Source organism: Treponema sp. B152 (assembly GCF_024181665.1).
Lineage (GTDB): Bacteria > Spirochaetota > Spirochaetia > Treponematales > Treponemataceae > Treponema_B > Treponema_B denticola.
The window spans coordinates 2,172,878-2,186,495 of sequence record NZ_CP058668.1 but is presented as its reverse complement, the minus strand read 5'-3'; the positions used below and the strand labels follow the sequence as shown (position 1 = coordinate 2,186,495).

The window sequence follows — 13,618 nt, the reverse complement described above, 5'->3', positions numbered from 1 at the left end:
CATTGTAAACTTCTCCAAATATTTTCTGTCTTATTTTTTAAAAAGCTCTGAATGTGAGCCAAGTCTATAAAGCATAAGTACGAGTACATCATTTCTAATTTCATATACTAAAAGCCAATCCGGTTCTATGTGACATTCTCTTGCTCCCTTATAGTTTCCTGATAAATCATGATCTCTATACTTAGCTTCAAGTTTTTCTCCATTTGAAAGTAAATCAATAACTTTCAATAACTTATCTAAGTTTTTATTCTGTTTTTTTGCAAGTTTAATATCTTTCTTAAATTGGTTTGTAAATTTTATTTCGTATTTCATATTTCCAGTGCTTTCCGCAAATCGTCTATATTTGAATATTTTTTTACGGTATCATCATAAGCAATTTTTCTACCTTCTTCTATTGCCGACGCTGTAATTGCATTGGGAATATCTAATTTCAAAGCAAACGGGATTCCATTTTCTCTAATAGTTGTTCTTAAAAATATATTGATAGCCGTTGTCATATTAAGCCCTAACTCAAAAAAAATAGCTTCTGCTCGCTCCTTCATTTCTTTATCTGTTCTGATATTCAAATTTGTTGTTGCCATAATATCACCCCATTCTTAAGTATATTCATTATTTCGTGCGATGTCAATATATTGTCATTACATATTTATACTTCTTCTTCGCTTAATTCTCTAAAATTTGAAATATGATACCCAAAATAACATCTTCCGGATTGACCTATAAAAATTCCATGTTCCGGCATATTAGCTATCTCGCCTAAGTAAACCATAGGCATGTCATCAGAAAACGGATATTCCAAAGATATTTCATCTTTAAGAGTAACCAAAGTTTTTTCTTTCATTGCATAAGTGCTCAATTTATCACTCCTTAATATATCTTATAAATAAAATTTTATTACAGTATGAACTAACGAACATGGTCATTTTGTGGAATATTTTTAAACTTTTCTGCAAACCTATCATTCCATATTTTGTAGTCATAAGCAGGCATATTAACAGATAGAAATTCTAATTTTTCAAGTTCTAAAACGGGCGAATAATCTCCGTTCAATAGCCTAAATCCTGTTGTATGAAGATTTTTAATATTCTTCAAACTTTTTAAAAAAGCAAAAGAATCTACTTTAATTATATTTTCCATAGAACTATGAATTCCCAGTTGTTTAAGATTTTTTAATTTGCCCAACGGCGAATAATCCGTTACGCCGGTGAAGTTAGATAATATAAGCACTTCTAAATTTTGTATTTCGCCTATGGGCTGCAAACTTTTTACTCTTGATGAAGCATATATTGAAAGAGCCTTTAAGTTTTTTAATTTTGCAATACACTGTATGTCCGAGAAATTGCCCTGAAATATAACGAGTTCTTCAAGTGATGTTTGATTACATATCGCTTCCAATAACTTCTGATTTACAATACCTGTTACTAAAAGCTTCTTAATGTTTGTTTTTGTATTATTAAAATAATCTATCCAGCTTTTTAAAATGTTGTCTCTGTCTTTTTTTAAGGGATATTTTTCTTCAGATAATCCGTAGCAATATAATTTTAAAATTTCTTCTCCTGTATAATCTTTTAACTCTGTAATAGAATTTACTGCCCATTTTGCATTCCAGTTATAGTAATTCATAATTATTCTCCCATATTCACATAACAGTCAGTTCACTACTTGATTTAAACTCCGATAAAGGACTGTTTTATTTCAGACAGCTCTTTTAATTTTCTTTCCAAAATCACTGCATCCATTCCGTTTTTGATTGCAATTTCATAATACTTATCAAATTCGGGATGATTATTTTGTTTTACAACCGCTAAAAGTTCTGCAAAATATCCCCAAACATTATTATAGCTTTTTGTTGAAGTATAATCTTCTCTTTTCGGCATCCACTTGAGTTTTACAAAGAATTTGTAAAGTATCTTACTCCAAGTTTCTACATCATCATCATAGCAAAAAAACTTGGTCTCAAACAGACTGCCGAAACGCCTGTCCCAAAATTTTACATTGTCTGGCAGATACCAACTATTACGTGTATCGCGGCATATCAATTCTGTTATTATTCTTTCAAGTATTTCGGATGGAAAACCTCCGGTACAACCGTAACTTCCGGCAACTGAAGTTTGTGCCGCTTCCTCTTTAAGTTCTTCATAGGCTGTGCTGCTATCAAGCAACACCAAAGCAATTTGGGCACGGTGACCAAAAGCTTTTCCAGCACTCAATATCCTATATTTCTCAATCTCGTTCATAGTTCCTCCAAAATTCTTACATATCTAATAGTTTGTCTGTTAATCGTTTATTGCCTTACCCCGACGCTTGCATCGGGGTTGTTGATTGTAATTTTCAATCTCTTCTCTGCTCATCCCCACAAGCTCCATTGTCCATACTCCTACAATATCCGAAAGTATAGAATCACAAATATACTCTTCTTTACCGTCAAGATACTTACAGGAAAATATCGGTTCTCTTGTTGCTGCTTTATAAAATTTCATTGTAACATTCTCTAATTTATCAGGAGAAAAAACAAGCGACAGACTGTTTGCAATATCGCTTCGCACCTTGTCCCAATCCTTATTTTGAGCCTTATATCTCTCCCTTATTTTTGATATATATCCATTACAATAAGTTTTTAATAGCTCTTTATTTTTATAAATATGTTTACAACTAAAATCAGAAATACAGCCGGTATGGATTAAAAATGTCAATAACTCATCTAAGCTTTCTGCCGCTCGCCCAACTTCACCTTCACTTCCGATAAAGCCTATACTTCCGTCTTCAAGAAAAACATATTCTCCTCCGCTGCCATCTTGTGCAAATGACTTACATCCAAGAGAGTATTCTTCATTATTTTCCAAAAACTGAGTATCTCCTGTTTCCTTATAAAAATAAATATCACATTCATTCATAAGCAGAATATTTAACTGTTCATTTTCTCTGATATATTGTAGTTTATCCATTTTAATTCTTCTCCATAAAATCTTTTTTCTATAATCCGAATTTTTCCTGTTCATAGAGTTCAGCATATCCGTCCACTATTAATATTCCGCTGCATTGGATATGAATCTTGCTATTCCTTATTTCAAGAATTTTTAATTTGTATGAAACCATCGGTTCGTGTTCATAAATGTAAAATGAATCTTCTCTGTCATCGCTTGATATTTACAAGTTTCCAGAATTTCGCTGCCGTTCGGGCATTCCGCATTTTTCTTCCATAAGTAAATGAATCATAAAAACCATGCCCGGACGGTCGGCAGTTTGACTCATATCCTGTTTGAGAATCTTGTCGTCTCCATTTGATTTTTTTTCATAGTACTTCAATCCATTCTTTTGCCTGTTACATCGTTTGTATACTGATAATTCGCTGTCATTCCCTTAGTATGCCTCTTTGATACGATTTATAATTCTAATTTCAACGAGTTACCGTCCAAATAAACCGCTTTCGACTCTGTGATTTTGATTTTCTGTTCTTCGGTAAATCCTATGGTTTCTCCGTGTTGCAGTGTTACATCCTGCCGTAAAACATAGTCAAGGACAGGTAGTAGAAAATCGTATAGTTCGCTGCCCTTCATTTTTGCATCTATTATTTCTATCTCAGATTTACCGAACTCTTTCATTCCATAAGTATAAACGCTGCTTTTCTCATCGCTGTTGATAATACCTATATACACCCAAAGCTGAATTGGCAGCATATCATCCAACAAGAGGTCTGCAAAATCTATATAAAGATTCTTTGGAAGCAGCAGCGTCGAGGCGCCTTGATATATCCCTATTGCAGTTTCACAAGTCCTCAGAATAGAAGCATTCACTTTGGACAGTAGAGAGTATCTCTCGACTGCCGGTGTATTGCTACCCAAAAGCGATACGATTGCATGTTGGGTATGCTCTTGTATCTCTTTTTCGGCATCTTTCCAAAGGTAAGAATAGTTGTATATGGATTCGAATTCCTCAGCAGGTATCGGTGCAGGTATCAATGCAAGAGCCGCAAGTTCCTCGTCGATTTTAAATGTGGCGGTATTATCGTCTCCCTCTATCTCATCGACCTTAAGTCCCCAATATGATTTTAAATCCTGTATGACCTTATCCAGAGAATACCCTCTATCGCCTTTGAACATCGGCATAGACAGGATAAGTTGTCCTTTGTTTTCTGTTTTTTCATTTTTCTTGCCAAATATGTTATTTAGAATTCCCATAATAATATCAACCTCCGTTCTTGAGTTATAATATCCATTATTTTGTATAATACTATATTCTTGTGTTTCTTATTTTTGCTGTATTATAGTCATAGTCATCAGCCGTGCCAAGCATAATACATTCCTTGAGCTGCCGCACGATTGACGTTTTCACTATTCATCCAACAATATTTCTTTTCGATCCACTGCTTGCCTTGATGTTGTAACTCTTTATTCGCTGTTTCGTTTTTGTAATCGTATTTGTCATAAAAATACTGCTCGATGGCGTCTCTCGTTTGTCCGATATAATCGGCAATAGCGGTTTTCTCGTCATCGGGAATATACGGATAAAGTTCTGCAACAATGTCAATTATCGGTTTGTGGAAATTTTCTCCAAATTCCAGAGATGCACTATAAACCGTATTTAAAATTTCCTCGTTCATTGTCATTACCTCCTCTCGTGAATCGTCTACTCCACCATTCTGCAAAGGGCGATATGGTCTACCTCGTCGCTGATAAATACGTGATTATCCCAAATATCCATAATCCTGAATTTGGAATATCCCCTTGGGAATGTAATATCGAGAAGCTCCAGGTCAGACAATCTCAACAGTTTTTGGTTTCCTTTCCATTCATCGGTCTTGAAAATCGGGGATAGAATCAGATATTCTTTTTGGGCGCTGAATTTTCCTCTCACGCCATGCTTTTGTGCAAGCTTTTCCAATTTTTCCTTTCCCCATATTTTCCTCTTGTAGATACCGTCTTGGGTGAGTTCGAAATACCAATAATACTTAAATTGTGATAAGCGGCAAGGATTTACCGTATCCGCTTCCACGAAGGCATAAATCGAATTATCTTTTATCATAAGGCTGCCTATCTGGGGATAGGAGTAACTAAAATCCATTTTGTGATGGATACCCTCTGCCCGTCCCAAGGATTGCATAAAATTGCTTCGGACTTTTTCATTTGTAAACACAGGGGTGAGCTGCTTCTCCCAGTGAAGCGTATGCGTCTCATTGTCATAGTGTAAGAAGGTAAAACTATTTGCGGCAAAGACTTCTCCGTCGACACGGCAAATAATCGGATAAACCCCCTTTTCGCCAAGTGTGGAAATCTCCGTGATATTCTCTGCGGCACACAGGTTTTCACTTACTACTTCGCACGGCTTCTGCTCGGGAGACGACACCCACCAGGCTTTTTTGTCTTCTCCGCTAATAATTAAAATGTCGGAACCTGTATCTAACAAAACGGGCTTATTCCAGCTTTTCTTTTGTGCGGGAGACGGAATGAATGACCATTGCCCCGCCTTTATCCAAACGATACCGTAGCTCGTGCCGTCATCGCCGCTGCCCCAGATAACGAATTCGTCTTTTCCTCGTGCAAAATGATTTTTTGCATTGATGGGAGCATATTGATAGGCGCCGTTGCTTAGCTCGAATCCTGTCGTCGTCCACTCTGAAATTTTATCTAATTTTACCTGCATAATTTTCTCTCCTACAATAAAGTTCTATCCTTGTCTTCTGCTTGTATTATTGTAAAATAATTTAGTCCGTTCTTTGGTCAGCAGCCCCTTGTCTGCAAGCTTGTTTACAAAGTTTTCTTCGTATCTTGTAAAATCTTCGGCACAGCCTATGTTTTCTGCAAGGAGTAATAGAGCATTATCTATCGTTTCGGATTTTGGATTTCTGCCAAGTTCTACCTCGATGTATTCACACAGACTGTCCAGAGTCTCATAATGTTCTTTGTCCGCTTGTTCAAAATTACCGCTCCAGTCTATCGAATCAAGCCTTTGTTTTAGGTGTAATAAATTAATATTATCCATTTTTTCGCTCTCTGTACTGCTTCCTTATAATCCGAATTTTTCCCAGTCCTTAACCGATTCAATAACAGGTATCCAACTGTCGATTTCAAATTTTTCCTGTTCATAGGGTTCAGCATATCCGCACTGACCATGATGCAGATCCATCTTCTTTAAAATACATCAGACAGCTCTGTCTTCCGTTCCAGTCATCTTCAAACGTATAATTTTTTCCGATCTTTAGCATTTGTTATCTCCCTTTCACTAATAGTATATGTCATTCAATGCTGATTTATTTGAAAATTCCTTGTAACCATTTCACAATATCATCCGTCGTTTCTGTTTCATTTATTATACTGATAATTAAGATAATAGTCCTCCCACGTTCCTTTTATGTTTTTATTATGCGGATTATTGGGAATAATTATCTTTGATGACGGCAAAAAATAGCGGTTTTTATATTCGTATTTTCCCATTACACAGCCGTTTTGTATACCCGGCAGAGTTTTTAATTTCTGCTGTAAAGCCGAATAAAATTTTTTGATGTTTTTATCAGGCCGCTTATCAATTTGTCTTAAATATATTTGTTCTCGTGTACTCTCCGTTTCATATCCGCCGTTGCCTTCGATTGTAAAAGGAGCTATTTCAGGTGTATAAAAGGCGCCAAACGGAATAGAACTTTTTTCATCATCAAACGGATAACATGAAAAATAAAAAGAATGATAACTTTCTTCAAAGAAATATTCGGTAAATACATTAGGCCTGTCTTCCCGATAAGTATACACGTTCCGATTTCCGGACTTATTGTCAATTACTTCCACATAAGCGGATACGCCGTATTTTTTCATTATGTCATTGCTATACCGAAAGAAATCATCTACCGGTATGGCTATCCAAAAATTCATTGCTACGCTCATATATCCTTCGCAACCTCCAATTGCTCCGACTATTTACAATGCATCTTTTAAAAGCTCACCATAATCGCCCTACGGCGTCGGTTCGTTTTTGCACGTATAGTTCATAGATACATTTTCAGCTTCTCCTCTCATCTCTCTGAACGATTCGTAAAATACATCTATTCATCCTGCAATCAATTCCGATAATTCAAAATCTGATAAAACGGAATCCGTATATAGTTTTCTCAACAAATTATCATCGAATTTCATAGAGTAATATTCTGTAACAAATTCTCGAAATCTTTCATACTTATCGAAAGCATATCCCAATAGCCAGTAACCTCCATCATGTTCATCTGTTTGATTTTGATGAACTGCCCCATCATACCAAATGAAAAATGTTGTTTCCGCCCTTTCGTCTACTGAAAAAAGATTTATCAATTTCTCGTCAAGCCCTTCGTACATCTTGTCTATAATACTTTGATTCCATTCGTCGGCAGCAAATTGGTTCAGACTGTTTTCATGTGCAAAGCCTTTTACCAACACCACTGTTTCCGTAAAGATTACAGATAACGAATCTCCTGCTCCGTTATCAATAACATATTTGAGATTCGAGTCGAGTTTCTTCTTTCTTACCAATCGCAAGTCGTCTTCCGACGGGTCCGTCAAAGCATTATCCAAAATATATAGCGCCTCCAATCTTGTATGCATATTATCCCAATCCATATACTTCATATCGTTTCTCTTCCGTATTTCTTTGTTGTATCTCTTTTGTGAAAATAATGCACTGAGAGAACAACCTAATTTTTGAAAATAAGTTTAATCAATTTCTGCAATTATCCCATCAACCAATTCCGTAATACTCGGTGCTGCATAAACCACTTTATCAGGATCATGGATATAGCAGATAATCTGACCTTCTTTTCCCGTTGTATCCGGATCAAAATCCAACATCAAAAAGCAGCTGTCACAGTACTCTGCAAAGGGAATCCATTTTTTATTAAAGAGATAGGGTTTAATCCTGCTGTCCTTCATATTTTCAATATCTTCGTTTGTAAAATAATCCGTAAATTCCGATAAGAGCGCATCTCTATTTTGAAAATGTTCTTTTGTTTTTGTTACAGTCTGTAAGCTCATCAGATTAAACGGCATTTCTATTTCATCTATAACGCAGGGAAAAATGCTTAAATATTTACTTCCATTTTTATATCGGTAAAGTTCTTTGAAGTCTTCCGGCAAAGTTATACCGAACTTCTTCTCAAAGGCCGATATCTCTTCCTCTGAAGCTCCGGAAATTTCCTGATAGTCGTCCAGATATCCTTCTTCGACAGGATCATCCAAATCCCATTCTTCAAAATGCTCACATATATACTTTTCAATTTCTTTAATTTTATCGATTAGCTGCATAACTTTCTCCTAACTTTTTTGTTCCCAATTTTATTTGCTCGGAGGATTTAACCACTGATGTTCCTCGTTTATGCTCTGCACCGGAGTATATTGATTATCTACGGTTGCGGATATATTCTTTTCGTAGCTTATCGGCAATGCCGCTATTTTGAATGTGATGAATAAGATGTGCATGCGGAAACGGTATAGTTCTAATATCTTTATCATATTCCGTAATTTTTCCTGTTTCATTAAAAAGAGTCCGGTCTTTCATTTTTCCCGTCCTTATGAATTCTATCCAGTCCTTCTGAATTGAAATAACTGCTTTTCTATTTTCATCGGTAATGGGTATATTCATTTTATCTATGGTTCCAAAGAAAAATGCCAGCTCCGCCCCATGATACGAACCTCGCAGTCCGTTATACAAATGAGGGATATAGTTCATTCTATAGCCGTATACAGGGCATTTTTTGCTTAACGTTTCCATAAGAAACAATGCGCTTGAATGAAAGATCAGCAATTCCATTATTTGAATCTGTAAATCTACAATTCCATTTGCTTCCGATTTAAATTCGGATTCGAGCGTTTCTGCAAACTCACCGTATTTTTTTAAAAGAACATCTTTTAAATTTTTCTTTTTCTTTGTAATTCCGAGAGCCTTATAAAACATAGGTAATTCAATCATAGAAAATTCATCTTTGTTAGATCCTATCAAAACTGGCATACAAGGGAATTCTCCACGCTCTAATAATTTCATTGGGTGCTCTGCAAAGAATATACCGTCAACAATATCATTCTGTCCTCCTTTTAGTTTCATCAATTTTTTGGTTGACAGTTTTTTTAGTTCTTCAAGTCCTTTAAGATGATTTTTTGACAGCATTTTTGCATATTCGTTTTTTGCAAAATCAAATTCCGACAATATCGGGACATTCCCTGCACATAGGATTAATTTATGAAACAGTTTATTACTTACAGGATTTAAATAATGATACAGCGCTGCAACCGCACCGCCGCAATGCCCCATAAGCGTAATATTTGTATTATCCCCGCCGAAAGAACTTATAGTATTATAAATCCAATTTAAAGCTGTTTGCTGATCAAGATAAGCAAGAGAAGCTTTTATTTCTCCCTTATCGAAAACAGGCATATATCCGAAATTTCCTATTCGATAAGTAATTGTAACTGCTACAACACCTTGTTCGGCAATATGTTCCATTGTGTATATTGGAACTGTTCCCGACCCTTCGCCTCCGCCATGTAAAAATACAACTACCGGTTTTCTTTCCGTAAAATTCTCGGGTGCCCATATATTTACTACAAATGCATTTTCCGTTTGAGTATCTTTTAACGGTTGAAATTCCGGTCGTAACATATGGTGCTTCATAAAAATATTAAAAAACAGAGGATATTTCCTTTGTGGAAAACATACTGTTTCTTTACGATTAATTATCATATCCGGTGAATAGTCTTGTTTATCAAGAATTTTAGCATATTCAAATCTTTCTGCTCGTGCATAAGGCACACTCAATATAGAATATACAGGCGTACCTTCTTTCGTTTTTCCGACTACATTCGCATATGCTTTGCCAATCTCTGTCTGTAATATCTTCATTTTGCATCTCCTTTATTCTATGAAATCTCTCTAAATGTTTGCTGATATTATACCATTTTCAATGGTGTTTTTTCTACGGGTTATCAACAATCTTATTTTTTGATATAATAGTACCGGTAAATAAAGGAGATATGATAAACAGTTCGGCAGAAATTCAGCCTCACTGTTTATCTGGCGAGTTTTGTGCTTTGCACAAAACATCGCATTATTATATGTGTGTGCTTTTCGGCACACACTTGAAAAAACTTTTTTCGCAAATTGATATTTGCTGCAAAAAGTTTTTATAGGAGAATTATTATGTACATAAAACCTGAAGATCGGCGTGAAAAATCGAATGCAAAAATAAAGGGGATGGGAATTGCCTGTATGGAAGAACTGCCCTTGCGGGAATCATCAAAAGAGGCGAAGCTTAAAAGCTCTGAGGAAATCTGTGACAGAGCCATCGCTTGTCTTTTGTCGATTCAGTTGGCTGAAGATATTCATAATGAGCAAGGGTATGAAGAATCGAAGGAGCTTTTTTTAAGTTTGCTTGAAAAATATGAAGTATCGGGTTGCCTTTTGGAAAAAGAAAAACGGCTTTTTGACGGAACATACAGCGAACAGGATGTCATCGATGTATGCTGGACTTATGAAGCTTATTGGTCGCTTCTGTGGGCTTTGGGCTTGGTCGAAGATATTTCGTATCCGAATGACATCTGTGATGTGGAACGAGCGATAAAACTGGTCGGCGATGCCGATGGGAAAACTGCGTTTAAAGCACAGTGCAGGTTCCGCGGAATAGAAGAAATACTGGATATGCTCGATCTTCACTACCGTTACCACTGGGCAACGGAAGAAAAGCGGCTCTGCCCCGAAACGGAAATCAAAGACTTAAATCCCGATGTTTTAATGGAACGAAGGCGCGGACTTGAATGGCTTATTTCCGAAGAAAGCGATTGGTTCGATATTTCGATGGATACATAATCCTTTTTACTGCATCGCTATTTTTATCCGACGAAAATATATTCGATGACAAGCTCACAGATGGCATCGTTTTTATCGTAGCCGAAATATACCGGATATTGTCCGTCACCGAAACCGCTTTGTATCATGGGAACGGTCAAGTCCGTTCCTTCTAAGGGGTAGTTAATCCAGTCCCCGCCATCGCGTTGAAAGCGTGGATTTGCAGCATAACTCTTTTCGAATTCTTTTGCAAAATAATCGTCGTATATATTTTTGCCGGGGTTTTCATTTACCCAACGGCTTTCAAAATCGCAATAGGCATCCCGTGCTTTTACATCGACAACCGTTGCAAGTCCTGCATCGACATTAAACCCGAAAAAACTTTCTTCATTGACGTCATCCAAATCTTCATTACCAATCAAGGCTTCACGATACACGGCAGCCTTTTCATCGGAGAACCTTACCCGTGTTGCAACATATCGGTAATGGTCTTCTTCTATTTCGGCAACTAAAGTTTCTAATGGAAAAATTCCTGTAGGTACTTTTTGCAGATACGGCTCCTCGCTTTTGTTAAGGTAGACAAGCGGATCACGCACCAAAATATTTCCCGTAGGAAAATGCACGGTTCCCATCGGCAATATAAATAACTTTTTCCCCTGTACTTCATCTTGAGAAAATAAGTTACCGTAATGCACAGGAGATACAAGCAGCTCCTTCACTTTTTCATATTTTTCAATCCATTCTTTTTCCGGCAGCATCGTATAAACCTCCATGTAGTCATTGAATAGTATAATATTTATCAGTACCTGTGTCCATAGACAAAAGTCTAATCTTTTGATATACCTATAAGAAGTTTTTATTGGAGGTGAAACTATGAAAAAAATGGAACATCAATATTTCGGTCAGTTGAATCTTGCGGCAACAGACGATGTGGAAGTAATTTGGGAAAAAGAGATTCAGGGGATAGACACATGGCTTTGGCTCGACAAAAATGTAGAACTGTCTACCGGCATACTCGACCTTTATGCACAGTTTCTTGCGAATATAGACGATAAAATAAAAGAAGCAAGAAAAGCACTTATAGCATATTTAAACGATGACAGTTACTATATCGACTTTCATATTGAAGAATGCGGACTGGAAGATTTACCGAGTGATATTACCGAGTTTGTAAGTAAAATGGAGATAACGAATGTAGGCTTATGGATTGACAGTGAAAAGCCGCACATCACAATGGATTTTATGATTGCGCCTGATGAAAGCGATGAAATACTCTGCGTAAAATTCGGTGAAGATGCAAAAATCATATCCATTGATTGGGAAAGTTAATATGTTTAATTACTAGGCTTGCAAAATTCCGCTTATTGATGTATAATAAACAAAATGGAATAAGGTAGGTGTAACATGAGAAAAATAATATTGACTATTTTAATTATATTTACAGCCTTTTCTGTAAATATATCTGCAGGGGAACTGAATATCCAGAAAAATACCATAAGCATAAGTTTTGATTTTAGCAAAAAATTAAGGCTTGCGAGTAATCAATTTGCCGTATGGGTCGAAAACGAAAACGGAATGCTCGTAAAAAATTTATTTGTTACCGATTTTACAGCAGGAAAAGGTTGGAAAAAAAGACCTGAAAGTTTGCCTTCATGGAGAAAAGCCGTAAAAGATGCCGACATAGATGGAATAAGCAGTGCGACTCCTAAATCCGGAAAGATTCAATTGCAATGGGATATCAAAAATGAAAACGGGGAACCGGTAGAAAAAGGCATCTATAAAATATTTATTGAAGCAAATATAAAATGGGAAAATACCGTCTTATTTACATGCGAAATAAAAGTAGATGACAATATTACAATAGGCGAAATTACAGAAAAAATCTCGGGAAAAGATTATAATAAACAAACCTTGATAAAAAATGTAGAAATAAAATAAATCAAGACAAACCTCTTTTGAAATATCCAAAATTGTATTGATACCTTGGAGATTTTATAAGTGAAAATCTGACGGTAGAAGTCATTATGGAAACGAATAATATAATAAACGGACTAAAACATTTATCTGAAGGAGTATTCCTACCCGAAGAATGGATTGATTGGTGGAAACAAAATGAAAAATCTGCAAAACAATTTTTGTCGCCACGGTGGTATTTAAAGATAAAACCTAAGATGTCACAAGGTTTAATGGGTGCCGCACTAATATCGCAAAATGCGGCTCGTGAATACTTAAAATCTATAAATCAATTTTATAACGAAAATTCACAAGTCAATTATATGGAAGGATGGAGAAAGCAAATAGATGCTATCTCCTTGAACTATGACAAAGTTGATATTATTGATTTTGACTTGAAATTTACCAAATTGAAGCAAAGTTACCCTAACTTGTTTGCCGTAATAAAAAAACACTTACTGAAAGATGATGTTGTGGAAAATAATTTAACCGAAGAGAAATTAACCTCATCATTCTTTTATAAATTATTACATAGTGATGTTATTACATTTTTTTATTGTATTTCGCAATTAAAAATGGAAGGTATTCTTATTGATTTTGATATGTTAGAATTACGGGAGGAATATATTAAAATTGGGGAATTGTGGTTGAATAGTGATGGGGATGAGTTATATATCAGACCATATGAAACTTCTGTATATTTTCATGATATAGGGAAAAATCAAATACATATTATAAATAAATCATTTAACTTATTTATTGAAAATGATTTGAGTCGTTTTGTCTATGAAAATGCATTGCCTAATACTTTTTCATGTTTTTCAAATCAACAACCCCGATAAAAAATTAAAACATTATTTTTAAGGAAAGAATA

20 protein-coding genes are annotated in these 13,618 nt (G+C 35.6%); 4 read left to right on the top strand and 16 right to left on the bottom strand.

Features of this window, described 5'->3' with window-relative positions; genetic code table 11:
- Nucleotides 1-30 precede the first annotated feature (30 nt).
- From HYB91_RS10310 to HYB91_RS10240, 15 genes are all read right to left on the bottom strand, one after another.
- On the bottom strand, nucleotides 31-312 hold the full coding sequence (locus HYB91_RS10310; protein ID WP_002676862.1) for a type II toxin-antitoxin system YafQ family toxin: 282 nt from the start codon (nucleotides 310-312) through the stop codon (nucleotides 31-33).
- On the bottom strand, nucleotides 309-581 hold the full coding sequence (locus HYB91_RS10305) for a type II toxin-antitoxin system RelB/DinJ family antitoxin (protein WP_002665927.1): 273 nt from the start codon (nucleotides 579-581) through the stop codon (nucleotides 309-311). The genes HYB91_RS10310 and HYB91_RS10305 overlap by 4 nt, the downstream gene beginning before the upstream one ends.
- 65 nt (nucleotides 582-646) lie before the next feature.
- Complete coding sequence (locus HYB91_RS10300; protein WP_002676863.1) at nucleotides 647-841, bottom strand: hypothetical protein; 195 nt, start codon at nucleotides 839-841, stop codon at nucleotides 647-649.
- A 65-nt stretch (nucleotides 842-906) separates the two neighbouring features.
- Entirely contained in the window at nucleotides 907-1,623 is a 717-nt protein-coding gene (locus tag HYB91_RS10295; protein ID WP_002676864.1) for a leucine-rich repeat domain-containing protein, read from the bottom strand.
- A 44-nt stretch (nucleotides 1,624-1,667) separates the two neighbouring features.
- A complete protein-coding gene (locus HYB91_RS10290; protein ID WP_002676866.1) occupies nucleotides 1,668-2,237 on the bottom strand; it encodes a hypothetical protein in 570 nt (189 codons plus the stop codon).
- 39 nt (nucleotides 2,238-2,276) lie between these two features.
- Nucleotides 2,277-2,945, bottom strand: coding sequence for a hypothetical protein (locus tag HYB91_RS10285; protein WP_002676867.1), 669 nt, complete (start codon nucleotides 2,943-2,945; stop codon nucleotides 2,277-2,279).
- A 202-nt stretch (nucleotides 2,946-3,147) separates the two neighbouring features.
- The gene (locus HYB91_RS10280) at nucleotides 3,148-3,306 is read right to left on the bottom strand and encodes a hypothetical protein (RefSeq protein ID WP_010956759.1); all 159 of its coding nucleotides are present in this window, start codon (nucleotides 3,304-3,306) and stop codon (nucleotides 3,148-3,150) included.
- A 77-nt stretch (nucleotides 3,307-3,383) separates the two neighbouring features.
- Nucleotides 3,384-4,178 carry a DUF4261 domain-containing protein gene (locus HYB91_RS10275; protein ID WP_002676872.1) on the bottom strand — a complete coding sequence of 265 codons (795 nt, stop codon included), beginning with the start codon at nucleotides 4,176-4,178 and terminating at the stop codon, nucleotides 3,384-3,386.
- A 98-nt stretch (nucleotides 4,179-4,276) separates the two neighbouring features.
- Nucleotides 4,277-4,600 carry a hypothetical protein gene (locus tag HYB91_RS10270; RefSeq protein WP_002676874.1) on the bottom strand — a complete coding sequence of 108 codons (324 nt, stop codon included), beginning with the start codon at nucleotides 4,598-4,600 and terminating at the stop codon, nucleotides 4,277-4,279.
- Nucleotides 4,601-4,626: 26 nt separating this feature from the next.
- Nucleotides 4,627-5,640: a hypothetical protein gene (locus HYB91_RS10265; RefSeq protein WP_002676875.1), complete on the bottom strand. Its 1,014-nt coding sequence runs from the start codon at nucleotides 5,638-5,640 to the stop codon at nucleotides 4,627-4,629.
- Nucleotides 5,641-5,664: 24 nt separating this feature from the next.
- Nucleotides 5,665-5,979: a hypothetical protein gene (locus tag HYB91_RS10260; RefSeq protein ID WP_002665898.1), complete on the bottom strand. Its 315-nt coding sequence runs from the start codon at nucleotides 5,977-5,979 to the stop codon at nucleotides 5,665-5,667.
- Nucleotides 5,980-6,299: 320 nt separating this feature from the next.
- The gene (locus HYB91_RS10255) at nucleotides 6,300-6,872 is read right to left on the bottom strand and encodes a hypothetical protein (RefSeq protein WP_245522440.1); all 573 of its coding nucleotides are present in this window, start codon (nucleotides 6,870-6,872) and stop codon (nucleotides 6,300-6,302) included.
- Between the two features lie 162 nt (nucleotides 6,873-7,034).
- Entirely contained in the window at nucleotides 7,035-7,586 is a 552-nt protein-coding gene (locus HYB91_RS10250; protein WP_002676879.1) for a hypothetical protein, read from the bottom strand.
- An 84-nt stretch (nucleotides 7,587-7,670) separates the two neighbouring features.
- Nucleotides 7,671-8,258: an SMI1/KNR4 family protein gene (locus tag HYB91_RS10245; RefSeq protein WP_002676884.1), complete on the bottom strand. Its 588-nt coding sequence runs from the start codon at nucleotides 8,256-8,258 to the stop codon at nucleotides 7,671-7,673.
- Between the two features lie 94 nt (nucleotides 8,259-8,352).
- Nucleotides 8,353-9,849 carry a carboxylesterase family protein gene (locus HYB91_RS10240; RefSeq protein ID WP_002676885.1) on the bottom strand — a complete coding sequence of 499 codons (1,497 nt, stop codon included), beginning with the start codon at nucleotides 9,847-9,849 and terminating at the stop codon, nucleotides 8,353-8,355.
- Between the two features lie 297 nt (nucleotides 9,850-10,146).
- On the opposite strand from HYB91_RS10240, the gene HYB91_RS10235 reads away from it, so the two are divergent.
- Nucleotides 10,147-10,812: a DUF4272 domain-containing protein gene (locus HYB91_RS10235; protein WP_002676886.1), complete on the top strand. Its 666-nt coding sequence runs from the start codon at nucleotides 10,147-10,149 to the stop codon at nucleotides 10,810-10,812.
- Between the two features lie 23 nt (nucleotides 10,813-10,835).
- On the opposite strand, the gene HYB91_RS10230 is transcribed toward HYB91_RS10235, so the two are convergent.
- Nucleotides 10,836-11,549 (bottom strand): DUF4241 domain-containing protein, encoded by a 714-nt coding sequence (locus HYB91_RS10230; protein ID WP_002676887.1) that lies wholly within the window; start codon nucleotides 11,547-11,549, stop codon nucleotides 10,836-10,838.
- 115 nt (nucleotides 11,550-11,664) lie between these two features.
- Between HYB91_RS10230 and HYB91_RS10225 the strand changes: the two genes are divergently transcribed.
- The 3 genes from HYB91_RS10225 to HYB91_RS10215 all read left to right on the top strand — a co-directional run bounded on the left by HYB91_RS10225 (nucleotide 11,665) and on the right by HYB91_RS10215 (nucleotide 13,586).
- Complete coding sequence (locus tag HYB91_RS10225; protein ID WP_002676888.1) at nucleotides 11,665-12,120, top strand: DUF2004 domain-containing protein; 456 nt, start codon at nucleotides 11,665-11,667, stop codon at nucleotides 12,118-12,120.
- 75 nt (nucleotides 12,121-12,195) lie between these two features.
- Complete coding sequence (locus HYB91_RS10220; RefSeq protein ID WP_002676890.1) at nucleotides 12,196-12,729, top strand: DUF2271 domain-containing protein; 534 nt, start codon at nucleotides 12,196-12,198, stop codon at nucleotides 12,727-12,729.
- 86 nt (nucleotides 12,730-12,815) lie between these two features.
- On the top strand, nucleotides 12,816-13,586 hold the full coding sequence (locus HYB91_RS10215) for a hypothetical protein (protein WP_002676892.1): 771 nt from the start codon (nucleotides 12,816-12,818) through the stop codon (nucleotides 13,584-13,586).
- The last annotated feature ends 32 nt before the right edge of the window (nucleotides 13,587-13,618 follow it).